Consider the following 22,909-nt stretch of genomic DNA (forward strand, 5'->3'; position numbering starts at 1 on the left):
AGGAGACTAGGAGCCGTCGATGGCGCGCCGCCAATGCCGTTCTGGAACGTCGTGATGCCGGTCCGGCATCAAGCCGCGTGGGACAGCAACCTTTCGTAGCGCTGCAGGATGCGCTCAAGCGTCGAGCGCTTGATCGGCTTGCCGTCGCGCAGCTTGGTCCAGGTGGTTTCGCTGATCGCGTAGCAGTCGAACAGGTGCTCGCGCGTCACGGCGGGCAGCCGGGCGCGCAGGCGCTGAACGAGGTCGCGGGGTACGGTGAGGGTTTCGGCCATGGGCTAAGCAACGCCCCCGGAGCGCGTCCGCTCCGGGGTCTCCAAGCTAAATCAAGGGGCTGTGACGATATTGTTGAGTTGGGTGATCTCCGGCGCGCCGGCCGGGGTGAGGATGCGGACCCGGTAACCGGCCTTCCAGCCGGCTTTCAGGGCGACCTGCGCGGTCTTGGGTTTCAGGTCCAGCGGCGCGGGCAGGACGGGCGTGGTCGCCCGCGCCAGTTCCTTGCCCGAGGCGTCCTCGACCACCACCACCGAGGCCGGGGCCGGCTTGGCGCCCAGGCTGTGGACGGTGACGGTCAGGCCCGACTTGCCGGCCTTGACGTCGTCGCGGCCGATCCCGAGGTCGGGACGTTCGGTCACGGGCGTGGCGGCGGCGGTCTGCAGGGTGAACTCCCAGGTCGTGGTCTTGCCGGGCGCGAAGGTCACGTCCAGGCCGGTGGTGCGTTCGAACGCCACTGAAGCCGCCGGCTCGGCGGCTCCCCCCTTGCCATCGTCGACCGCGCGGGTCACCGACCATTGGCCGGCCGCGACGTCCCACCCGGTCATCACCGCATGAATCGACTGACCGGTCAGATTGTAGCCGGTTACCTTGAAGCTTTTCTGTCCGCCGGTGACCAGGATGCCGACGTCCTCGGCGGCGGTCGGGGTGTCGAACCGCCAGCTGACCAGGTGGCCGGGGAACATCTGGTTGCGGGCCAGGGCCATGCCGCCGAGGCGGGAGCGCTGCAGGATCTCGCTGAACAGCTCGACGCGGTCCGACCACCAGTGGGCCTCGGTGACCATCCACATCCGCTGTTCGGCGGTGGTGATCTCGTCGCTGTAGACCTTTTCCAGATAGGCGGTGTCGCCGGTCGAGCGCCAGGCTTCGTACAGCAGGAACGGGTCGTCCGAGCCCTTGGCCATCGCCGACTTGAGCCCGGGCGTCTGAGCGTCGCGCAGGCCCAGCATGTCGATGACGTCGCTGTTGAGCTCGTCGACGCCCTTCAGGCCGGTCCGGGCCATCTGGCCCTGCAGCGGGCGCAGGTACTTCTCGTCGCCGGTCCAGCGGTAAGCCGCCCAGAACAGCTGCATGGCCGAGACGTTGCCGCGGCCCTTGCCGACCAGTTCGCCGCGCGACTGGCCGGTGGCGGCGTTGATGTCTTCCGGATAGCGCCAGGTCCCGTCCGGGTCCTGCTTGCCGTGGGCCAGGTGGCCGTCGGCGAGGTCGGTGATCAGCTTGCGCAGGGTGGGATCGCCGTTGAAGTCGGCGATCAGCATGCCCGGGTGCAGGATCAGGTAGGAATAGGGGTGCGACCAACCCCACGGCCCGTCGCGCGACACGTCGGTGGCCGAGAAGTAGCGGCTGAGCGGATGGACGTGACCGTCCTCGCCCTTGTTCATCACGATCGGATAGGCCCGGGCCGTCTCCATCATCCGCTCGACGATCTTGGGATCGCCGTAGCTGGTGTACATCGCCTCGGCCTTGAGGTTGATCGCCTCCTCGTACGAGTGCAGCTCGTCGGTCTTGATCTTCGACAGGCCGTTCGGGATCATGTCGTTCTTGTAGGCCGCGTCGAGCAGGGCGTTCAGCGAGGCGGTGGTCTTGTCGGGGATGTCGCCCATCAGGGCCAGGGGCGGCCACTGCTGGGTCAGGTCGTTGTCGTCCGAGATGCCGCCGCCGAAGTCGCCGTACGGGACCTGGCGCTTGTCGATCCACCACTCGATGAACTTGCGGACGCGCTTGAGATCCTCGACCTGCAGGAACGCCCACTTGGGCACGCCGGCCGGGGCGACCGGCAGGGTGACCGGCACGCCGGGCTGCTCGGGGTTCAGCTCGGCCCACATCTCGCGGCCGTGCTGGTTGGTCGGGTCGACGCGCAGCAGGTCCGACAGCTCAAGATCCAGCCGCGCGTAGCGGGCCAGGCGCTTGGAGACGTCGTGCTCCTCGACCAGGAAGGCCAGGTTGTCGCGCGCCTGGGCCAGGCGGTCGGCGACGTGCTCGGCCTTGGCGTCGGCCGAGGGCTTGAACTTCAGGCGCACGGCCATGCCGTCCAGTTGCCTGGCGTCGAAGTCGGCGCCGGCCCCGGCGATGCTCAGGTACAGGCTCTTGCCTTCCGGCAGCAGGCGGTCGCGGGTGTCGAGATAGATCGTCCGGGCCTCGCCCGGCTTGACCGAGACGTTGACGTCGATCAGGTCGCGGCCCGGCCACAGCGGGTCCTTGACCTTGATGTTCAGCGGAAACAGCTCGCCGTGGGTGGCCTTGACCTTCAGGGCGGGGATGTCGATCGCCACGCCGTCCAGGCCGACGTCGGCGCCCTGCCAGCCGTACTGGAACTTGCCCACCGGACCGCCGGGGCGGTTCTGACGGAAGTCGGCGGGGATCAGCACGTGGACGATCGGCTGGCCCGGAGCGGCGGCCGCGTCGGCGCGGGGCTTGTTCGGGGCCGAGGCGGGCAGGGCGGTGACGATGGTCCGCTCGCCGGCCGCGTACCGACCCTTCACGAAGGTCGAAAGCTCGTCCAGCGAGGGATAGGTCGCCGGGTCGGCGCCGGGACGCACGACGTAGCTGAGGGTGAACTCGTCCGGCTCGGCGGCGGCGGTGACGTTGTAGGCCGCCAGCTCCTGGATCGGGGTTTCCTGCACCACGTTGTCGAAGCGCAGCTTGCCGCCCTTCAGAGCCGCGAACTGGTTGAACGTGCGCAGCTCGCCCTTGGCGCGCTTGGCCAGCGGGGCTTCCTTGCCGGCCGCGTCGATGGCGGTCAGCGACCCATAGGCCGCGCCCTGGAACTCCAGGCGGTTATAGGGCTCGTCGGGCAGGGTGAAGGTGATCGCCTTGCCGCCCTCGACATAGACGTTCCAGTCGGGCAGCTCGAAATAGTCGTGGCGGCCGGGCAGTTTCGAGCGGTTGTAGACGCCGGGCCAGGTGGTCTCGGCGATGCCGTCCGAGCCCAGGCTCATGCGTTCCTTGAGGTCGTACTGGTCGGTGAATTCGACCTTGCGGATCGCGGTCTTGGCGTCGGCCAGATAGGGCGGCGGATCGGCCGGGCGGTTCCAGCCGTAGCGGTAGAGCCAGCTCTTGGCGTCGGTGGTCGCGGGGGCGGAAGCGGGCGCCTTGCCGGCGGCCAGGCCGGCGACGGCGGCGTCGTCCAGGGCGCGGTCGTAGACGCGGATGTCGTCGACGTCGCCGCCGCGGATGAACTGGTAGGCGCTCTGCACCTGGTGGGGCGAGATCACCCGGCTGTGCGGCCCGAACTGGTCCAGACCGGCGTCGAGGGCGGCCGTCTGGGCCTTGGAGGCCACCGGCTTGCCGTCGATATAGAGGGCGATCCCCTTGGCCTCGTCCCAGGTGAAGGTCACCAGGATCCACTGGTCGGGCTTGGGCGCCGCGGCCGTGGTGCTGACCCGCACGCGCGAGAGGTTGTCGTCGGTGACGAAGGCGTCGAAGCCCTTGCCGTTCCAGTCGATGCGCAGCCAGGCCATGTCCCAGCTGGTGTGGTCTGCGTAGCCGACGCGGAACAGCGGGAAGGGCGTGGTCCCGACCGGATCGCGGGCCTTCCAGTAGAAGCTGAGCGTGCCGCGCTGGGCGTAGATGTTGCCCGGGGCCATCCAGCTGAGCGTCTCGTCGCCGGCGGCCTCGATATAGGCGCCGTGGACGGGGTCCTTCTGGATCTTGACCTTGTCGGCGAAGTTGGGGGCGGCCACGCCGTCGGCGACGTCGGCGGTCAGGCCCTTGTCGCCGGTCAGGTGGAACAGCAGGCCGCTGTCATCAGCGGCGTGGGCGAGGGCGGGAACGACGATCAGCGCGGCCGACAGCAGCAGCGCGGCCTTGAGGGTGTGTTGTACGCGGGCCATTCGCCTCTCCCTGAAATTCGCTCGTTTCGAGTCTTTTATGGAAACCGGTGTCATTCAAAGCCACGCTAAGATCAAGACGTTGCAGGTTTGTTTCGGCTCGCCAGAGTCTCGCGGGCCTTGTCCATGTCCAGCGCGCCGTCCCACTTGGCGATGGCCACGGTGGCGACGCTGTTGCCGATCAGGTTGGTCACGGCGCGGGCCTCGTTGAGGAAGCGGTCGACGCCCAGCAGCAGGACCAGGCCGCTGACCGGCACGGCGTGCAGGGTAGACAGGGTGGCCGCCAGGGTGATGAAGCCCGCGCCCGCGACACCGGCCGAACCCTTCGAGGTCAGCAGCAGCACCGCCAGGATCACCAGCTGGTCGGCCAGGCCCAGGTGGGTGTTGGTGGCCTGGGCCACGAACACGGTGGCCAGGGTCAGGTAGATGCAGGTGCCGTCTGCGTTGAAGGTGTAGCCGGTCGGCAGCACCAGCCCGACCACCGGCTTGGCGCAGCCCATGTCCTCCAGCTTCTGCATCAGCCGGGGCAGGACGGCCTCGGTCGAGCAGGTGCCCAGCACCACGAAGATCTCCTCGCGGATGAAGCGCAGGAAGGACCAGAACGGCAGGCCGACCGATCGCATCACCCCGCCCAGCACCACGACCACGAAGAACAGGCTGGTGACGTAGAGGGCGATCAGCAGGTGGGCCAGCGACCACAGCGTGCCGATCCCGTACTTGCCGATCGTGAAGGCCACGCCCGCGCCGGCGCCCAGCGGGGCCAGGCGCATGACCATGCCGACGACCTTGAAGATCGCCTCCAGGAACAGGTCCATCATCTCGACCAGCGGCTTGGCCCGCGCGCCCATCTGGCTGATCCCGGCGCCGATCAGCACCGACAGCAGGATCACCTGCAGCATCGCGCCCTTGGCGAAGGCGTCGACCAGGGTGGTGGGGATGATGTCCATCAGGAACGGCACGACGCCCTGTTCCTTGGCGGCCTCGGTGAAGCCGGCCAGGGCGTGGCCGTCCAGGTTGCCGGCGTCGATGTTCATGCCCGCGCCGGGCTTGAGCACGTTGACCACCACCAGCCCAACCACCAGGGCGATCGTCGACAGCACCTCGAAATAGACCAGCGCCTTGACGCCGATCCGGCCCACCTCCTTGAGGTCGCCCATCTTGGCCATGCCGACCACCACGGTGCCGAAGATGATCGGCGCCAGCAGCATCTTGATCAGCTTGATGAAGCCGTCCGCCAGGGGTTTCAACGCCGTCCCGAAGTGGGGGAACCACAGACCGACCAACGCGCCGATCACGATGGCGATCAGCACCTGGACGTAGATCTGGGAGAGCAGTCTCTTGAGCGTCGAAATGGTCGTTTCCCCTTGATGGATCGTCCGGCGTTGGGCCGCCGGATCGTCGTGTCGCCAGATCTTCGTGTCGATTGTCTAGGCCGCCTTGATGCTGGCCAGGGTGACGTCTTCGGTCAGGGTGCGCATCAGGGCGATCAGGTTCGACTTGGCCTCGAAGCCCACGCCGGGAACGTCGGGCAGACCGACCAGGCCGTTCTCGACCGAGATGCCGTCGGCGAAGCCGCCGAACGGCTTGAAGACGTCGGGGTACGACTCGTTGCCGCCCAGGTGCAGGCCGGCGGCGATGTTCAGCGACATCTGGTGCCCCCCGTGCGGCACGATCCGGCGCGTCGACCAGCCGTTCTGGTCGAGAACTTCGAGCGTTCGCAGATATTCGACAAGGCCGTATGACAGCGCGCAGTCGAACTGCAGGTAGTCCCGGTCGGGGCGCATGCCGCCGTGGCGCAGCAGGTTGCGGGCGTCCTGGTGCGAGAACAGATTCTCGCCGGTGGCCATGGGCAGCTCGTAGTGTTTGGAAAGCTCGGCCTGCAGGGCGTAGTCCAGCGGATCGCCGACTTCCTCGTACCAGAACAGGTTGTAGGGCTTCAGGGCCTCGGCGTAGGCGATGCCGGTCTCCAGGTCGAAGCGGCCGTTGGCGTCGACCGCCAGGTTCTGGCCGTCGCCGACGATCTCCAGCACAGACTCGATGCGACGCAGGTCGACGTCCAGCGATGCGCCGCCGATCTTCATCTTGACCACCTTGTAGCCGCGGTCGCGATAGCTGCGCATCTCGGCCTGCAGCTGGGCGTCGTCCTTGCCCGGATAGTAGTAGCCGCCGGCCGCGTAGACCCAGACCTTGTCGTCGGCCGCGCCGCCGCGATAGCGGTCGGCCAGCAGGCGGTAGAGCGGCTTCTCGGCGATCTTGGCCACGGCGTCCCAGACGGCCATGTCCAGCGTGCCGACGGCGACCGAGCGCTCGCCGTGCCCGCCGGGCTTCTCGTTCGTCATCAGGGCCTTCCAGATGGCGAACGGGTCCAGATTGTCGGCGTCGTGATCGACCAGGCTGTCGGGCGCGGCCTCGGCCAGGCGCGGCAGGAAGCGCTCGCGCATCAGCGCGCCTTGGCCATACCGACCATTGGAATTGAAGCCGTAGCCGATCACCGGCTTGCCATCGCGCACCACATCGGTGATGACGGCGACGACCGAGCAAGTCATCTTCGAGAAATCGATATAGGCATTGGCGATCGGCGAGGCGATTGAGACGGTCTTCTCGCGGATGTCGAGGATACGCACGGTGTTCTCCAGTTGGCGACTGGACCCTAGGCACGCGGGAAATCGCGAGCCAATGCCGTTCTCGGCGATCGCTATGCGCAACAGGCATGATCTATGGAATTGATCTGGCTCGAAGATTTCGTCGCCCTGGCCGAGACGGGCAACTTCTCGCGGGCGGCTGAAAACCGGCACGTGACCCAACCCGCGTTCAGCCGCCGCGTACGGGCGCTGGAGGACTGGGTGGGCACGTCGTTGTTCGACCGCGCCACGCCCGGTGTCACCCTGACCGCCGCCGGTCAGCAGTTTCGAACCGGCGCCGACGAGCTGATCCGCCGGATCACCCAACTGCGCCGCGAGAGCCGCGAGGCGGGCGGGCAGGAGGCGGCCACCCTGCGTTTCGCCGCCACCCACGCCCTGTCCTTCACCTTCTTCCCGCAATGGATGCGCGACCTGGAGGCCGGGACCAACATGGGTCCGATCCGGCTGATCTCCGACAGCATGCAGGCCTGCGAGGAGCTGATGATGCACGGCGAGGCGCAGTTCCTGCTGTGCCATCACCATGCCGCCGCCCCCAGCCGCTTCGGGGCCCAGTTCCGCTCGGCGGTGGTCGGCCAGGACGCCCTGGCCCCGTTCACCGCGCCGGACGCCGACGGCGCGCCGCGCTGGAGCCTGACCGACAGCGCGCAGGACGTGCCCTACCTGGCCTATAGCGACGAGTCGGGCCTTGGGCGGATCGTCGAGGCCCAGCGCTTCGCCGACCGCATCCAGGGTCTGCGCACGGTGTTCTCGGCGCGGCTGGCGGCCAGCCTGATGACCATGGCGCGCGAGGGCAGGGGCGTGGCCTGGCTGCCGGTCAGCCTGGTCGAGGGCGAGGTGGCGCTGGGGCGGCTGGTGCGGGCCGGCGGCGCGGACCTGGAGATCCCGGTCGACATCCGGGTGTTCCGCCCGACCGCCCGCCAGAGCCTGGCGGCCGAGGCGTTCTGGAGCGAGCTTTCCGCTCGCTAGACGTCCGACAAAAAGAAGGGCGCCGACGGGGGGATGTCGGCGCCCTGGTGCTTCAGTGGAGGTCATGGCCGCCACGGTTGGCAAAGCCCGTGGACGATAGGGTGGTCAGGCGGCCGATGGCCAATGCCGATACGGCGTGCCGTCATGCGGGATCGGCATGGGGCCTGGGGGCTATTTCACCGATCCGCCCGCCTCGACCTTGAACGGCGCGCCGTCCGCCGAGGCCACGGTCGTCTTGGTCGTGGTCACCGCCGCGTTGCGGACCAGCAGGCCACGCTTGGCCTGGATGCTCACATTGCGCAGGGTGAAGCCGGCGATCGGGCGCTCGGGCAGGCCCACGACGATGCCGGCCCAGTCGGCGCCGGTGGCGGTCAGGCCGTCGACCACGATCCCGTCCATGTCCGGCGTCTTGTCGGCGACCACGGGCTGGGCCGCGTCGTCGGGACCGGGCCAGATCTGGTTGCCCAGCAGGAAGCCGCCCGGCTTCAGCTGGGCGGTCGCCGCCTTGATGTCCAGCGGCCGGTACTCGTAGTAGCTGGTGAAGACCAGCGGGGTCTCCACGTCCTTCATGCGGTTGTTCTTGAACATCACGTCGCGGACCTTGCCGCCCTTGCCACGCATGCTCTTGATCCGCAGGCCGTACATAGAGCCCTCGAAGCTGTTGTTCTCAACCCGCACCCGGGCGACGCCGCCGCTGGCGCCGCTGCCGATGCAGATGCCCCGACCGGCCAGGATGATGTTGCCCGAGATCAGGATGTCGGACGACACCGCGTCCGGATAGCGCGCGTCCGGCCCATTGGACTTGATGGCCACGATGTCGTCGCCGACGCTGATGACGTTGTTGGTGATCGCCACGTGGCGGCTGTTGATCGGGTCGATGGCGTCGGTGTTGGGAGCGCTGGATGGGGCGGTGATCCGTACACGGTCGATCGTCACGTGGTCGGTGTCGTTGAGCACCAGGTGGAACGACGGCGAGTTCTCGATCCGCACGCCCTCGAAGCGGACATTGGTGCTGTGCGACACCAGGATCAGGCGCGGACGGTCGTCCTTCTGCTGCTGGCGGGCCTGGCCGTCGGTGGCGAAGTTGGGGTTGGCGCGCCAGATCGCTCGGATCCGCTCCCACCAGACCGCGCCCTGGCCGTCGATCAGGCCTTCGCCGACCACGGCGACGTTGTCGGCGTCCTTGATGTTGATCAGGCCGGCCCGTTCACCCTGCGGGAACAGGGCCGGGTCGGTGGCGGCCAGCACCTCGGCGCCCTTCTGGATCTCCAGGCGGATGTTGGACTTCAGCCAGATCGGGCCAATCAGATATTCGCCGCGGACCACCCGCACCGTGCCGCCGCCGGCCTTTGCGCAGGCGTCGATGGCGGCCTGGAAGGCCTCGGTGTCGAACCAGATCCGGGTGCCGCCGGCCCCGTGGTCGCGCACGTCGCAGACCTTGTCGGGGAAGCGGTTGACCGATTGGGCGTGGACGGAAGACGCCCCCATCAGGGCGGCGAGCCCGGCGGTGGCGATCATCAGGCGGCGCGCGGTCGAGCTCTTCATCGGTCGGTCTTCCCCAAGGTTCGTCGCGACGGCTGCGCGTCGCTGGCGGCGGCGCAGTCTAGGGCGGGAGGCGGCCGGACGCCCATGCCGATGACGGCCAAGGTCATGCCGAACGGGCATGGGTTGGAGGCTTGGGCTCAATCCAGCTTGCGCGCGTCCAGCCAGGTCTCGATCAGCGCCGCCGCCTGGGCGCTGTGCTTCTCCAGCATCAGCATGTGGCCGTCGCCGTGCAGGCCGTGGTCGGCCATCCGCACCAGGTCGGTCTTGACCCCCGCCTGGATCAGGTAGCGGGCGGTGCAGTGGTCGTAGCCGGCGTGATACGAGGCCTCGGACATCAGGATCATGACCGGGAAGCGCGACAGGTTCACAAGCTTGCGGGCCGGCTCGGCCTGGAGCCAGCAGCGCACCAGGTCGGGGCGTTCCGGCGCGGCCTCCTGGACCTTGGCCAGGTCGGCGGGATCGGTCAGCGGCGGGGCGTAGGCCAGGGGCGTGGTCGTCAGGCCCCAGGGGCGGGACAGCTTGTCGGGGTCGCTGTCGCCCCAAGGCGACGGGGCGCCGAAGAAGGCCGGGCCGCTGGGCTCGACCGCGACGATGGCCTTGACCAGGTCCGGCCGCGCCTCGCCGATCGCCCAGCCGAACGCGCCCGACTGCGAATGGGTGATCACCACGGCGGGGCCGATCTTGTCGAGCAGCGCCGCGCCCGCCTCGGCGACCAGCTTGGCCGAGACGCCGCCGGACGCGCTGGAGACCTGCGAGGCGTAGAACTGGTCGAAGATCGGATCGCCCGCCTTGCCGCTCCCCGGGCCGATCCCGGGCCACTGGTCGTGCAGCTTGGCCTGGGGCCAGCCCTGGGGCTGGCCGTCCTGGGGCGCGAAGTCCTGCGGGGCGGTGAAGCGCTTGGCGACGAAGTCCGGCGGCTGGCGATTGGCGGGGCCGTAGGCGCCCTGGTCGTAGCCCGAGGCGCCGCGCCCTGGTTGGTCCATCAGATAGACCGCCCAGCCTTGCTCGACGAACAGCTTGGCCCAGCCGGGGCGGCCGTCCGGCGTCGACAGGAAGTTGGTGATCGTCTGGCCCGCGCCGGGGATGAACACCAGGGCCGTCTTGTGGCGGCGCTTGGCGGGGGTCAGGTACAGCACGTGGGCCTGGCCGGTCATGACCTTGCCGTCGGCCGTGTAGCGGCCGCCGACAAAGAAAGTCCCGACGTCGGCGATCGCCGGGGGCGGAGAGGCGGCCTGGGCCTGACTGGCGACGGCCGCCATCGCCAGCGCCGCGACGACCGCGATACGGCGCCAGCCCCGGGATTTCGCCATCGTCAGTCTCCCCATGCGACCGCCTTGGCGCGATCTTGAGCGGGGAGGGTGCGCCCGACGGTGATCCCGGGCCAATGCCGAACCGATCTCGCGCCATGTCGGTTCGGCATGGCGCGAGATCGGGCGCGCGAGCCGATCAGCGCGTGAACAGGTCCAACGGCACCGCGTCGGCCATGGCCTTGTAGCCGGCCAGCGAGGGGTGCAGGCCGTCGCCGGAGTCGTAGCCGGGCGCCAGCTTGCTGGGATTGGCGGGGTCGGCCATCAGCTTGTCGAAGTCGATCACCGCGTCGAACCGGCCGGGCGCGCGGATCCAGGCGTTGATCGCCTGGCGGTCCTGCTCGTTGACCGCGTCGGGGTGGTAGTAGCCCGACCCGCCATAGGGCATGACAGTGGCGCCGTAGATCTTGATCCCCCGCTCGCGGGCGCGGCGGATCATCTGGTCGTAGGAGGTGGTCATCCGGACCACCAGGGCGGCGTGGGCTTCGGGGCTGGCCGGCTGCTCGCGGGTCAGGGTGCCCAGGTCGTTCACCCCCTCCAGCAGGATCACGTACTTGACGCTCGCCTGGTTCAGCACGTCGCGGTCGAAGCGGGCCATGGCGTTGGGGCCCAGGCCGTCCAGCACCAGCCGGTTGCCGCCGATGCCGGCGTTCAGCACGCCCACGCCCTTGGTGCGCGGGTCGGCCTGCAGGCGGGCGGCCAGGACGTCGGGCCAGCGGTTGTTGCCGTTGGTGGTGACGCCGTAGCCGTCGGTGATCGAGTCGCCGAACGTCACCAGGCTGGCGCCGGCGGTGCGCTGCACATCGACGCCGGAAATCACGAACCAGCGGTCGATCGACTTGCCGCCGGTCAGCTCGGCGACCGCCAACTGGTCGCCGGCCCCGAACCACGAGGTGGTGCGCGAACCTGGATGGCTGGTCTGCTGGGCGGGTGGTGCGCCATCGAAGCGCAGGGTGATCGCCAGGTTCGCCAGGGGCGCGGCCGGGAAATCGATCGGATCGGACAGGTATTCGGCTCCGGCCGGAATGGTCACCTCCGGACGACCGGAGAAGGTCAGGGCGTGGTCGCTGGCCGGGTCGATGCGGGCAGAGCCGGGCGCGGCGGCCAGGGCGACATGGGCGCCCGACAGCTTCAGCGGCTCGGTCCCGAAGGCGTTGGACAGCCGCACGCGGATCTTGCCGCCGCCGGTGCTGAGCCGCAGGCTCTGGCGCAGGGTGCCGTCGGTGACGTCGGCGGCGGGCAGGGCGTCCTTGGCCGCCGGGATCATCTGCGACGTGGCCCAGCTGGCCACCCAGCGCTCGGCCTTTTCCGCCTTGGCGGGCGCGGCCTGAGCCGTCGAGATGGGGGCGGCGCCGATCGACAGCGCGATCGCCAGCCCGACCAGGGCGCGTTTTCCGATATCCAAGGTTTCCTCCAGCCCGTCCGACGATGGGTCTTACCGTTCGCCCAATCCTAGGCGAGGAAATGAGACCGGTACCATAAAAAACTTGAGTGGTCAGACCTCACCTTCCATACTGTCGCCCAACGTCGGCGAGCAACGCCGCCACCGTCCGTTCGACGGTCCGTTCCATCGTGGGGAAGCGAAAGAAATCATGAGCCAGACCGTCACCCGCCGCACGCTCGGCGTCAGCCTGGCCGCCTTGGCCGCCGCGACCTCGACCATCGCCCGCGCCGCCGCTCCGGCCGCCCAAGGGTCTGGCAAGGCGCTCTACAAGGATCCGACCCAGCCGGTCGAACTGCGCGTCCGCGACCTGCTCTCGCGCATGACGCTGGAAGAAAAGGCCGCCCAGCTGGTCGGCATCTGGCTGACCAAGGCCAAGATCCAGACCCCCGAGGGCGACTTCTCGCCCGCCGAGGCCAGCAAGAACTTCCCCAACGGCCTGGGCCAGATCTCGCGCCCGACCGATCGCCGGGGCCTGAAACCCGCCACGGTCGTGGGCGCTGCCGCCGGCGCCGAGGACGGTTCGATCGGCCGCAACGCCAAGGAAACCGCCCGCTACATCAACGCCGCCCAGAAGTGGGCGATGGAAAAGAACCGCCTGGGCATCCCGATGCTGATGCATGACGAGGCCCTGCACGGCTACGTCGCCCGCGACGCCACCAGCTTCCCGCAGGCCATCGCCCTGGCCTCGACCTTCGACACCGACCTGACCGAGAAGATCTTCGCCGTCGCCGCCCGCGAGATGCGCGCCCGGGGCTCGAACATCGCCCTGGCCCCCGTGGTCGACGTGGCCCGCGACCCGCGCTGGGGTCGCATCGAGGAGACCTACGGCGAAGACCCGCACCTGTGCGCCGAGATCGGCCTGGCGGCGATCCGCGGCTTCCAGGGCAAGACCCTGCCGCTGGCCCCCGACAAGGTGTTCGTCACCCTCAAGCACATGACCGGCCACGGCCAGCCCGAGAACGGCACCAATGTCGGTCCGGCCCAGATCGCCGAACGGACGCTGCGCGAGAACTTCTTCCCGCCCTTCGAACGGGCGGTGAAGGAGCTGCCGGTCCGCTCGGTCATGCCGTCGTACAACGAGATCGACGGGGTGCCCTCGCACGCCAACCGCTGGCTGCTGACCGACATCCTGCGCAAGGAGTGGGGCTACAAGGGCTCGGTGCAGAGCGACTATTTCGCGATCAAGGAACTGATCGCCCGCCACAAGCTGACCGACGATCTGGGCGACACGGCGGTGATGGCCATGAACGCCGGCGTCGACGTCGAGCTGCCGGACGGCGAGGCCTATGCGCTGATCCCGGAACTGGTGAAGGCGGGGCGGATCCCGCAGGCCGCGGTCGACCAGGCCGTCGAGCGCGTCCTGGCGATGAAGTTCGAGGGCGGCCTGTTCGAGAACCCCTACGCCGACGAGAAGACCGCCGACGCCAAGACCGCCACGCCGGAAGCCGTCGCCCTTGCCCGCGAAGCCGCGCGCAAGGCGGTGGTGCTGCTGAAGAACGACAAGGGCGTGCTGCCGCTGGATCCGGGCAAGTTCAAGCGCCTGGCCCTGCTGGGCACCCACGCCAAGGACACCCCGATCGGCGGCTACAGCGACGTGCCGCGCCACGTGGTGTCGATCTACGAGGGCCTGCAGGCCGAGGCCAAGAAGAGCGGCTTCACGCTGGACTACGCCGAAGCCGTGCGGATCACCGAAGCCCGGATCTGGGCCCAGGACGAGGTCAAGCTGGTCGACCCGGCCGTCAACGCCAAGCTGATCGCCGAAGCCGTCGAGGTGGCCAAGCAAGCCGACGTCATCGTCATGGTGCTGGGCGACAACGAGCAGACCAGCCGCGAGGCTTGGGCCGACAACCACCTGGGCGATCGCGACAGCCTGGACCTGATCGGCCAGCAGAACGACCTGGCCAAGGCGATCTTCGACCTGGGCAAGCCCACGGTGGTGTTCCTGCTGAACGGCCGGCCGCTGTCGATCAACCTGCTGGCCGAACGCGCCGACGCCATCGTCGAGGGCTGGTACCTGGGCCAGGAGACCGGCAACGCCGCCGCCGACATCCTGTTCGGCCGGGCCAATCCGGGCGGCAAGCTGCCGGTCAGCATCGCCCGCGACGTGGGCCAGCTGCCGATCTACTACAACCGCAAGCCCACGGCCCGCCGCGGCTATCTGTTCGACGAGACGTCGCCGCTCTATCCGTTCGGTTTCGGACTGTCCTACACGACGTTCGACATCTCGGCCCCGCGTCCGGTCAAGGCCAGCATCGGGACCAACGAGAGCGTCAAGGTCGAGGTCGACGTGACCAACACCGGCAAGGTCGCCGGCGACGAGGTGGTCCAGCTCTACATCCACGACGAGGCCGCCTCGGTGACTCGTCCGCTGCTGGAGCTGAAGCACTTCAAGCGCGTGACCCTGGCGCCCGGCGCCAAGACCACGGTCACCTTCGAGGTGTCGCCGCTGGACCTGTCGCTGTGGAACCTGGAGATGAAGCGCGTGGTCGAGCCGGGCAAGTTCACCCTGCTGTCGGGCCCGAACTCGGCCCAGCTGAAGCCGGCGACGCTGACGGTCGTCTAGGCGGCGAAGCCCCCTCGGTCGCTTCGCGACAGCTCCCCCGGAAGGGGAGCATCCGCGGTGTAAATCCTCCCCCTCTGGGGGAGGTGGCCCGGAGGCCCGGAGGGGGTTAGTCTCGGCGAAACGAGGAGGCCGATGATGCGTCCTTCAAGATCGTTCTCGATCCTGGCCGCCGCCGGGCTTTTCGCGTCCCTGGCCGGCGTCGCCCGGGCCCAGCCCGCGCCCGATCGCCAGAGCTGGGGCAAGCCCGGAATCCCGTTCCTGCAGTACCGCACCGACGCGGTCGAATGCGCCTATATCGCCGGCAGCACCGCGCCGGTTTCCGTGGCCTCGGTCGACCAGGTTTTCGCCTTCGACGGCGGGGACGTCTTCGAGGTGATGGAAAGCTCCAAGCGCAACCAGTACCGCATCTGGAACAACGTCGCCGACCAGTTGGAGCCCGCGCTGGAGTCCTGCCTGCGCGGTCGCGGCTATCGGCCGTTCAAGCTGACCGACGAGCAGAACGCCCAGTTGAAGGCGCTGAAGCGCGGCTCGGCCTCGCGTCACCGCTATCTCTACGGCCTGGCGGTCGATCCCGACGTGCTGAAGGGGCAGGGGCTGTAGAGGCGGCCACCCCCAGTTTTCCTCCAGTCGCCGCAAGAAAAGCCTCTATCGACTGATATCATTGATCTTTTCTGCGTCAGTTTAAAGTCGATCATCGGGCTCTTGAGGAGTGCTCGTTATCATCGCCGGCGCGCCGCGTCCTAGCTTCAGGCTTCAAACGCGAGGCCTTGACCATGACGCAGCAACCCATCCGGCAACTCAAACTCGGCGCGATCCTGGGCGGGGTGGGCATGGATCACGCCAGCTGGCGCGACCCCGACCTGGCCGGCGACGCCAGCATCGACATCAACTGGTACATCGACAACGCCAGGCTGGCCGAGGCCGCCAAGTTCGACCTGGTGTTCATCGTCGACAGTCCGTTCATCACCCCCGACACGGCGCCGCACTTCCTCAACCGGCTGGAGCCGCTGACCTTGCTGTCGGCCCTGGCGGTCTCGACCTCGAAGATCGGTCTGGTCGGCACCCTGACCACGTCCTACTGGGAGCCCTACAACGTGGCCCGCCAGTTCGGCTCGCTGGACCACATCAGCAAGGGGCGCGCCGGCTGGAACGTGGTGACGACGGGCCTGGAAGGCGCCTCGAAGAACTACGGCCGCGAAGAGCACTTCGAGCATGGCGAGCGCTACGCGCGGGCGGGTGAATTCGTCGACGTCGTCCAGGGGCTGTGGGACAGCTACGAGGACGACGCCTTCCCGCGCGACAAGGCCGCCGGCGTCTTCCTCGACAAGACCAAACAGCACGCCCTGAACCACAAGGGCAGGTTCTTCTCCGTCGCCGGTCCGCTGGCGCTGAGCCGTTCGCCGCAGGGCCAGCCGGTGATCTTCCAGGCCGGCGTCAGCGGCGCGGGCCGGGACCTCGGCGCGCAGATCGCCGAGGGCGTGTTCGCCGGCGTCGAGACGTTCGAGGAAGCCGTCGAATACTATGCCGACCTGAAGGCCCGCGCCGCCGCGCTGGGTCGCGACCCGGACCACATCAGCGTCCTGCCGGGCCTGGCCCCGATCATCGCCGACACCGACGAGGAAGCCCAGGCCCTGGCCGAAGCGCTCGCGGGCGGCCGCGAGATCGACAAGTCGCTGGTCGAACTGGGCCGGGCGTTCAATTACCACGACTTCCGCAAGTACCCGATCGACGGGCCTTTCCCGGACGTCAGCAACCTCAGCCTCAACAGCTACAAGGGACGCGCCGAGCGGATCGTCCGGATCGCACAGGAAGAAAAGCTGACGCTGCGCCAGACCGCCGAACGGTTCGGACGCTGGCGTTCGGATTTCGTCGGCTCGCCCCAGACCATCGCCGACGAGATCGAGCGCTGGTTCGTCGGCAAGGCGGTGGACGGCTTTATCCTGCGCGTCGACAGGCCGGGCGTCTTCGCCAAGTTCCGCGAGACGGTGGTGCCGCTGCTGCAGGCCAAGGGCCTGTTCCGCACCGAGTACGAGCACGACACGCTGCGCGGGCACCTTGGGCTTCCCGTGCCGGAGCATCGGTGGAGCGCTCAGCGGATCGCCGCGGAGTGATCGAGGGGTCTTTGGACGAGCCCTGGAGCGGCTCGTCTACAGGCAGGCGTCGCGGACGATCGTGGCGTCGAAGGTGTCGGGCTGGGGCACGGTCCAGGCCGCTTCGGTGAAGCCCAAGGCCTGGGCCGAGCCTTCCAGGTTGTTGTCGCTGTGGCGGTAGGTCTTGAGCCTGCGGAACAGCTGCCGGGCGCAGTCGACTTCCTCGACCAGCTTTTCCGAACGATAGGGCGCCAGCGCGACTCCGTCGGCGGCGTCGGTCTGCACGGCGCTGTACTCGTTGCGGATCCAGACCTGCGGATAGGGCGATCCGGGCGGCGCGGCGGCGGTCTTGGCGAACACCAGGATCGAGCGGTCCTCGACGCCGCCGATGAACGGCCAGTCCTTGGGCTGGATCTTCTCGGCCCATAGCGGCATCCGCTGGGTCGCCTGTTTCTCGGGGGAGACCGTCACCGAGTCGACGGGGGAGGGCGCGTCCTGGATCGGGGCCGTCTGCAGCATCAGGATCAAACCGAACATGACCGCCTCCAGATGAGCCGCGATGGCGTTGTCAGATGGCGACGCGCTTGGCGATGGCGCTGCGTCTCGCGCCGGTTTCCTGCTTGGCCCGTTCCACGGCCTCGGTCTCGGTGGCGTGCAGCAGGTGGTCGATGACGCGTTCCAGGTGGTCGCGCATGGCCTGGCGGGCGGCGGCGGGGTCGTGGGCCTTCAGGGCCTCGAACACCCGGCGGTGCTCGACGATGCGGGGCTCCAGCCCCATGCCGCGGGCGCGGGTCAGGATGTTGCGGGCCAGGGCCGAGCGGTTGCGCCAGTCCCACAGGTTCTCGATCGTGGCGATGATCGCGCCGTTCCCGGAGGCGCGGGCGATGACCATGTGGAACTCGCGGTCGGCGTCCTCGCCCTGGATCTCCTCCTCGCGGGCCATGCGCTCCATCAGCGCCTCGAGTTCCTGGATCTGGTCGTCGGTGATGGCGGTGGCGGCCAGGGCGGCGGCTTCGCCCTCGAACAGGCGGCGGGCCTCGATCAGCTCGAACGCCCCGATCTCGAACGCGGGCTCGGCGCTGGCCGGGGTGACCGGACGGACGTCGCCGGTGACATAGATGCCCAGGCCGTGACGGGCCTCGATCATGCCCAGCATTTCCAGGGCGATCATCGCCTCGCGCAGGGTGGGGCGGCTGACGCCGAACTGCTCGGCCAGCTCGCGTTCCGTGGGCAGGCGGTCGCCAAGCTTGTACTGGCCGCCCTCGATGGCCTCGGCGATCGAGTCGGCGATGCGGCGGTAGAGCTTGACGTTCTCGGCCATGTGCTTTCGTCAGTTTTCCGGCGGCGGGGCCGCCCTCAGGACTCGCGATAGCATAGCCGACTTGGCTGGTGGGGCCAATTTTGCCTCCAAGAGGTCAAACCTTTCGATTTGACCTCCCGCGAGACGGATCACCAGTCGTGCATCGAGCCGTCCTCGCGGCGGGCGATGGGCAGGTAGGCGCGCTTGTAGGGGTGCTTGGCGGCTTCAGCCTCGTCGATATCGACACCCAGGCCGATCGTCTCGCCCGGGTGGAGCATGCCGTCGTTGAACGTGTAGGCGTGCGGGAAGACCGCGTCGGTCGCCTCGGTGTGGCGCATGTATTCCTGGATGCCGAAATTGGGGATCGACATGTCGAAGTGCAGGGCCGCGGCCATGCAGATCGGCGACAGGTCGGTCGCGCCGTGGCAGCCGGTGCGCACGTGGTGCAGGTCGGCGAAGCTGGCGATCTTGCGCAGGTGGGTGACGCCCCCGGCGTGGACAATTGTCGCGCGGATATAGTCGATCAGCTGTTCCTCGATCAGCTGCTTGCAGTCCCAGATCGAGTTGAAGATCTCGCCCACGGCCAGGGGCGTTGTGGTGTGCTGGCGGATGATGCGGAAGCTGGCCTGGTTCTCGGCGGGGACGGCGTCCTCCATCCAGAACGGGCGATAGGGCTCCAGGTCCTTGCCCAGGCGGCCGGCCTCGATCGGCGTCAGGCGGTGGTGGACGTCGTGCAGCAGGTGCAGGTCCCAGCCCAGCTTGTCGCGCGCGGCCTCGAACAGGCCCGGGGCGCTGCGCAGGTATTTCTCGGTCGACCACAGGCTTTCGGTCGGCAGGTCGCCGTCGGCGGGTTCGTAGAAGAACTTGTCCTTGGAGACGCCGTAGACGCCCTTCAGCCCGGGCACGCCCGACTGCAGGCGGATGGCCTTGTAGCCCTTCTCGGCATAGGCCTGGGCGTTGTCGAGGGTCTCCTCGATCGTTGCGCCGTTGGCGTGGCCGTAGACCATCACGCCGGTGCGGCAGGCGCCGCCCAGCAACTGGTACAACGGCAGGCCGGCGATCTTGGCCTTGATGTCCCACAGGGCCATGTCGACGGCGGCGATGGCGGCCATGGTCACGGGACCGCGACGCCAGTAGGCGCCCTTGTACAGGTACTGCCAGATGTCCTCGATCTGATGGGCGTCGCGCCCGATCAGGCAGGGGATGACGTGATCGGTCAGATAGCTGGCGACGGCCAGCTCGCGGCCGTTCAGCGTGGCGTCGCCGACGCCGTGGACGCCGTCGCTGGTCTCGATCTTCAGGGTGACGAAGTTACGCCCTGGGCACGTGACGATGACTCTGGCGGCGGTGATCTTTGGCATGTGACGCTTTCGTTGACCCGATCGGCAAAAATCGGATGGTAGCGGTATCGGTCTAAATCAGGCGGCGCGGTTGTCAACCTATTGGTCTGACCACTGGTGTCACGGTGTCTCGACCTTTGCCCAAGGTAGCGGTATCACAGGATCAAGACCGTCGCGCCCCCTCGCGTCGCACGGCATGCTGTCGCCAGGGAGAAAACATGCGTCTTGTGTCCTTCGTACGTGGGGTCTGCCTAGCGGCGGGCCTGTTCTCGGCGTCCCTGAGCGCCTCGGCGGCTCATGCCGAAGACGGCTATGACCTATGGCTGCGCTATCGGCCGTTGCCGGCGGCCCAGCGTCCCGCGGTCCGGGCGATCGCGCCCAGCGCCGACACCCCCACGCTGAAGAACGCGCGCGCTGAATTGCAGCGCGGGTTGGACGGCCTGGTCGGCGGCGCGCCGTCCTCGGACGGCCCCTCGATTCTGCTCGGCACCCCCGCCGGCTCGCCCGCCGTCGCCGCCCTGAACCTGCCGCTGAAGGGCGCGGGCGAGGAGGGCTACCTGATCCGAACGGTGGGCAAGACCACGGTCATCGCCGCCAACAGCGACGTCGGCGTGCTGTACGGCGTCTTCGCCTATCTGCGCCTTATCCAGACGGGGCAGGGCGTCGACAAGCTGGACGTCCTGTCGGCCCCCAAGGTCAATCACCGCCTGCTGAACCACTGGGACAACCTGGATGGCCATGTCGAGCGCGGCTACGCCGGCGCCTCGCTGTGGGACTGGTGGAAGCTGCCGGACTACAAGGATCCCCGCTACGTCGACTACGCCCGCGCCAACGCCTCGATCGGCATCAACGGCACGGTGCTGAACAACGTCAACGCCAAGGCCGACAGCCTGACAGCGCCCTATATCGCCAAGGCCGGCGCCCTGGCCGACGTGTTCCGCCCCTACGGCATCAAGGTCTATCTGTCGGCCCGGTTCTCGGCCCCGATCGAGATCGGCGGCCTGAAGACCGCCGATCCGCTGGACCCGGGCGTGCGCGCCTTCTGGAAGGCCAAGGCCGACGAGATCTACCAGGTCATCCCCGACTTCGGCGGCTTCCTGGTGAAGGCCAATTCGGAAGGCCAGCCCGGCCCGCAGGACTACGGCCGCACCCATGTCGACGGGGCCAACATGCTGGCCGACGCCGTTGGGCCGCACGGCGGCATCGTGATGTGGCGGGCCTTCGTCTATTCGCACGAACAGCCGGACGACCGCGCCAAGCAAGGCTACAGCGAGTTCAAGCCGTTCGACGGCCAGTTCCGCGACAACGTCATCGTCCAGGTCAAGAACGGGGCGATCGACTTCCAGCCCCGCGAGCCGTTCCACCCGCTGTTCGGCGCCATGCCCAAGACCAACCTCGGCATGGAGTTCCAGATCACCAAGGAATACCTCGGCTTCGCCACCCACCTGGTCTATCTGGGCCCGCTCTTCGAGGAGACCCTGAAGTCGGACACCTACGCCCACGGCGCGGGCTCCACCGTGGCCAAGGTGGTGGACGGCGGGCTGGACAATCGCCCCCTCACCCTGATGGCCGGGGTTTCGAACATCGGCCGCGACCGCAACTGGTCGGGCTCGCAGTTCGACCAGGCCAACTGGTACGTCTTCGGCCGCCTGGCCTGGGATCCCGAAGCCTCGACCAAGGACATCGCCGCCGACTGGGCGAAGATGACCTTCTCGACCGATCCGCGCTTCGTCGCGCCGACCGTGGACATGATGATGGGTTCGCGCGAGGCGGCGGTCGATTACATGACCCCGCTGGGTCTGCACCACCAGATGGGCCGCAGTCACCACTACGGTCCGGGTCCCTGGGTGACGGGCGGGCCGCGCGCTGACTGGACCAGCGTCTACTACGCCAAGGCCGGCAAGGACGGGATCGGCTTCGACCGCACCGCCACGGGCAGCAACGCCACCGCTCAGTACGCCCCGGTCGTCGCCAAGCGCTTCTCGGACCTGAAGACCGTCGACGAGAAGGAACTGCTGTGGTTCCACCACCTGCCGTGGACCTACAAGCTGAAGTCCGGCCAGACCCTGTGGGACGGCATGGTCACCCACTATTCGCGCGGCGTCGCCACGGTGGACGGCATGGGCAAGACTTGGGCGGGCCTGGCCCCCTATGTCGACCCCGAGCGCCATGCCCAGGTCGCCGACTTCCTGGCCATCCAGCGCAACGAGGCCCAGTGGTGGCGTGACGCCTCTATCGCCTACTTCCAGACCTTCTCCGGCCTGCCGCTGCCGGCCGGCGAAGAGGCTCCGGCCCATTCGCTGGACTACTACGAAGGCCTGAGCTTCCCCTACGCGCCTGGCGGCGGCTAACGCGTCACGACCAGGTCACCGGGCACGCCGGGGTGGGGGGAATGGTCCCCATCACCGGCGGGTCGGGGAAGTACTGGGTCTGAACCTGGACGTACTCGGCCGCCGCCTGGCCGAACAGCATCATGATCAGCTGCAGGGACTCGTCGAGCCCTGACGAGATGCCGCCGCCGGTCAGCCGGTTGCCCGACACCACGAAGCGCGGATTGCTGGTGTCGACGTCGATTTCGCAAAAGCTCTGCAGGCAGGCGATGAACGCCCAATGCGTCGTGGCCTTGTGCCCATCCAGCAGGCCCGCCTGGGCCAGCAACAGCGCGCCCTCGCACACCGAGCATACCCATGTCGCGTCCTCGGCCACCTGGCGCAGATAGGCCAGGTAGGGCGAGCAGGGATCGCTCATGATCTGGCCCAGCACCTTGGGATCGCCGCCGGGCGCCCACAGCACGTCCAGGGCCGGAACCTCCGCGAAGCTGGCGTGGGCCTCGAAGCGGATGCCGTTCATCGCCGTCACCGGACCGCCGTCCTCGGAAAGGATCAGGGTCTCGAGCGGCTGGTTCTTGCCGGCCCAGTAGAACATCTCGGCCGGACCGGTGGCGTCCAGCAGGTCGACCCCCTCGTAGACGGGTATGCCCAGCCTCATCTCGCCCCTCCCTTGTTCTTCTATCAGAAAGCAACCTTGACGCGTCTTATCGTGGTTGGTCAATCCACGATGGTGGTCAGGTGGCGGGCATAGAAAAACGGCGTGTCCGAAGACACGCCGTTGGGGAAACGCGAAGGAAGGTGGTTTCGCGTCAGGTCTTAGAACTGGCCGCGGATGCCGATCAGATAGGTGGCGCCCGGGCCGTAGAGGGTGAAGGCGGCGTTGTCGTACTGGAAGGTCTGACGCTGCTTTTCCTTGGTGATGTTGATCCGCATGATCTTGAGCGCGGAGCGCCAACGGGAACGGACAGCGTTTGCGCCGTCCGTTCCCGTCTCGCGTCTAGAAGGTGGCCCGCATGCCCACGAGGACCTGACGGCCGGGCTTGTAGTAGGTGAAGGTGGCGTTGTCGTACTGGAAGTGCGAGCGCAGCTTTTCGTTGGTGATGTTGGTCACGTTGAAGGTCAGCTGCGGCACATTGCCCAGGCCGAAGATCTTCTCCAGGTCGAAGCTGGAGGAGAAGTCGGTCTGCTTGTAGTCGTCGGCGAACAGCGCCGCGGCGGTGACGCCGTTCTGGTTGGCGCCGCTGGACTGCGAGCCCTTCCGGTAGACCTGGCTCAGACGCAG

The 22,909-nt window shown here is 68.1% G+C and carries 17 protein-coding genes; 5 read left to right on the top strand and 12 right to left on the bottom strand.

The genetic code is table 11. The features are described 5' to 3' along the window. Positions 1–68 precede the first annotated feature (68 nt). The 4 genes from AC1DMQ_RS22535 to AC1DMQ_RS22550 form a co-directional block, all read right to left on the bottom strand. Positions 69–272 (bottom strand): hypothetical protein, encoded by a 204-nt coding sequence (locus tag AC1DMQ_RS22535; protein ID WP_477035773.1) that lies wholly within the window; start codon positions 270–272, stop codon positions 69–71. 51 nt (positions 273–323) lie between these two features. Next, entirely contained in the window at positions 324–4,103 is a 3,780-nt protein-coding gene (locus AC1DMQ_RS22540) for a LamG-like jellyroll fold domain-containing protein (protein ID WP_477035774.1), read from the bottom strand. Between the two features lie 71 nt (positions 4,104–4,174). Next, entirely contained in the window at positions 4,175–5,452 is a 1,278-nt protein-coding gene (dctA, locus tag AC1DMQ_RS22545) for a C4-dicarboxylate transporter DctA (protein WP_477035791.1), read from the bottom strand. Between the two features lie 75 nt (positions 5,453–5,527). Then, positions 5,528–6,724: a mandelate racemase/muconate lactonizing enzyme family protein gene (locus AC1DMQ_RS22550; RefSeq protein ID WP_477035775.1), complete on the bottom strand. Its 1,197-nt coding sequence runs from the start codon at positions 6,722–6,724 to the stop codon at positions 5,528–5,530. A 93-nt stretch (positions 6,725–6,817) separates the two neighbouring features. On the opposite strand from AC1DMQ_RS22550, the gene AC1DMQ_RS22555 reads away from it, so the two are divergent. Beyond that, on the top strand, positions 6,818–7,708 hold the full coding sequence (locus AC1DMQ_RS22555; protein ID WP_477035776.1) for a LysR family transcriptional regulator: 891 nt from the start codon (positions 6,818–6,820) through the stop codon (positions 7,706–7,708). Positions 7,709–7,879: 171 nt separating this feature from the next. On the opposite strand, the gene AC1DMQ_RS22560 is transcribed toward AC1DMQ_RS22555, so the two are convergent. The 3 genes from AC1DMQ_RS22560 to AC1DMQ_RS22570 form a co-directional block, all read right to left on the bottom strand. Further along, positions 7,880–9,253, bottom strand: coding sequence for a glycoside hydrolase family 28 protein (locus AC1DMQ_RS22560; RefSeq protein ID WP_477035777.1), 1,374 nt, complete (start codon positions 9,251–9,253; stop codon positions 7,880–7,882). 137 nt (positions 9,254–9,390) lie between these two features. Then, positions 9,391–10,563 (bottom strand): alpha/beta hydrolase, encoded by a 1,173-nt coding sequence (locus tag AC1DMQ_RS22565; RefSeq protein ID WP_477035778.1) that lies wholly within the window; start codon positions 10,561–10,563, stop codon positions 9,391–9,393. Positions 10,564–10,699: 136 nt separating this feature from the next. After that, positions 10,700–11,965 carry an SGNH/GDSL hydrolase family protein gene (locus AC1DMQ_RS22570; protein ID WP_477035779.1) on the bottom strand — a complete coding sequence of 422 codons (1,266 nt, stop codon included), beginning with the start codon at positions 11,963–11,965 and terminating at the stop codon, positions 10,700–10,702. A 187-nt stretch (positions 11,966–12,152) separates the two neighbouring features. Here AC1DMQ_RS22570 and AC1DMQ_RS22575 point away from each other — a divergent pair, with 187 nt between their 5' ends. From AC1DMQ_RS22575 to AC1DMQ_RS22585, 3 genes are all read left to right on the top strand, one after another. Next, positions 12,153–14,567, top strand: a complete 2,415-nt coding sequence (locus AC1DMQ_RS22575; protein ID WP_477035780.1) for a glycoside hydrolase family 3 N-terminal domain-containing protein — start codon at positions 12,153–12,155, stop codon at positions 14,565–14,567. A 135-nt stretch (positions 14,568–14,702) separates the two neighbouring features. Beyond that, a complete protein-coding gene (locus AC1DMQ_RS22580; protein WP_477035781.1) occupies positions 14,703–15,167 on the top strand; it encodes a hypothetical protein in 465 nt (154 codons plus the stop codon). A gap of 173 nt (positions 15,168–15,340) precedes the next feature. Further along, complete coding sequence (locus AC1DMQ_RS22585) at positions 15,341–16,678, top strand: LLM class flavin-dependent oxidoreductase (protein WP_477035782.1); 1,338 nt, start codon at positions 15,341–15,343, stop codon at positions 16,676–16,678. 36 nt (positions 16,679–16,714) lie between these two features. Here AC1DMQ_RS22585 and AC1DMQ_RS22590 read toward each other — a convergent pair whose 3' ends face one another. The 3 genes from AC1DMQ_RS22590 to manD all read right to left on the bottom strand — a co-directional run bounded on the left by AC1DMQ_RS22590 (position 16,715) and on the right by manD (position 19,318). Then, the gene (locus tag AC1DMQ_RS22590; protein WP_477035783.1) at positions 16,715–17,194 is read right to left on the bottom strand and encodes a surface-adhesin E family protein; all 480 of its coding nucleotides are present in this window, start codon (positions 17,192–17,194) and stop codon (positions 16,715–16,717) included. 31 nt (positions 17,195–17,225) lie between these two features. After that, complete coding sequence (locus AC1DMQ_RS22595) at positions 17,226–17,978, bottom strand: FadR/GntR family transcriptional regulator (RefSeq protein WP_477035784.1); 753 nt, start codon at positions 17,976–17,978, stop codon at positions 17,226–17,228. 128 nt (positions 17,979–18,106) lie between these two features. Next, complete coding sequence (gene manD, locus AC1DMQ_RS22600; protein WP_477035785.1) at positions 18,107–19,318, bottom strand: D-mannonate dehydratase ManD; 1,212 nt, start codon at positions 19,316–19,318, stop codon at positions 18,107–18,109. Between the two features lie 197 nt (positions 19,319–19,515). Here manD and AC1DMQ_RS22605 point away from each other — a divergent pair, with 197 nt between their 5' ends. Next, positions 19,516–21,648: an alpha-glucuronidase family glycosyl hydrolase gene (locus AC1DMQ_RS22605; RefSeq protein ID WP_477035786.1), complete on the top strand. Its 2,133-nt coding sequence runs from the start codon at positions 19,516–19,518 to the stop codon at positions 21,646–21,648. A gap of 4 nt (positions 21,649–21,652) precedes the next feature. On the opposite strand, the gene AC1DMQ_RS22610 is transcribed toward AC1DMQ_RS22605, so the two are convergent. Together AC1DMQ_RS22610 and AC1DMQ_RS22615 are read right to left on the bottom strand one after the other, a co-directional pair. Further along, complete coding sequence (locus AC1DMQ_RS22610; protein ID WP_477035787.1) at positions 21,653–22,285, bottom strand: DJ-1/PfpI family protein; 633 nt, start codon at positions 22,283–22,285, stop codon at positions 21,653–21,655. 339 nt (positions 22,286–22,624) lie between these two features. Then, positions 22,625–22,909, bottom strand: a 285-nt coding sequence (locus AC1DMQ_RS22615; protein WP_477035240.1) for a hypothetical protein, incomplete at its 5' end; no start/stop codon positions are given.

The sequence above is a fragment of the Caulobacter sp. 05L422 genome (genome assembly GCF_056397765.1).

Bases quoted from the DNA above. Each gene is read 5' to 3' on its own strand.
- manD (WP_477035785.1), bottom strand. From the start codon at position 19,318: ATGCCAAAGATCACCGCCGCCAGAGTCATCGTCACGTGCCCAGGGCGT.
- AC1DMQ_RS22610 (WP_477035787.1), bottom strand. From the start codon at position 22,285: ATGAGGCTGGGCATACCCGTCTACGAGGGGGTCGACCTGCTGGACGCC.
- AC1DMQ_RS22605 (WP_477035786.1), top strand. From the start codon at position 19,516: ATGCGTCTTGTGTCCTTCGTACGTGGGGTCTGCCTAGCGGCGGGCCTG.
- AC1DMQ_RS22540 (WP_477035774.1), bottom strand. From the start codon at position 4,103: ATGGCCCGCGTACAACACACCCTCAAGGCCGCGCTGCTGCTGTCGGCC.
- AC1DMQ_RS22580 (WP_477035781.1), top strand. From the start codon at position 14,703: ATGCGTCCTTCAAGATCGTTCTCGATCCTGGCCGCCGCCGGGCTTTTC.
- AC1DMQ_RS22555 (WP_477035776.1), top strand. From the start codon at position 6,818: ATGGAATTGATCTGGCTCGAAGATTTCGTCGCCCTGGCCGAGACGGGC.
- AC1DMQ_RS22575 (WP_477035780.1), top strand. From the start codon at position 12,153: ATGAGCCAGACCGTCACCCGCCGCACGCTCGGCGTCAGCCTGGCCGCC.
- AC1DMQ_RS22535 (WP_477035773.1), bottom strand. From the start codon at position 272: ATGGCCGAAACCCTCACCGTACCCCGCGACCTCGTTCAGCGCCTGCGC.
- AC1DMQ_RS22565 (WP_477035778.1), bottom strand. From the start codon at position 10,563: ATGGCGAAATCCCGGGGCTGGCGCCGTATCGCGGTCGTCGCGGCGCTG.
- AC1DMQ_RS22585 (WP_477035782.1), top strand. From the start codon at position 15,341: ATGACGCAGCAACCCATCCGGCAACTCAAACTCGGCGCGATCCTGGGC.
- AC1DMQ_RS22560 (WP_477035777.1), bottom strand. From the start codon at position 9,253: ATGAAGAGCTCGACCGCGCGCCGCCTGATGATCGCCACCGCCGGGCTC.
- AC1DMQ_RS22590 (WP_477035783.1), bottom strand. From the start codon at position 17,194: ATGTTCGGTTTGATCCTGATGCTGCAGACGGCCCCGATCCAGGACGCG.
- AC1DMQ_RS22595 (WP_477035784.1), bottom strand. From the start codon at position 17,978: ATGGCCGAGAACGTCAAGCTCTACCGCCGCATCGCCGACTCGATCGCC.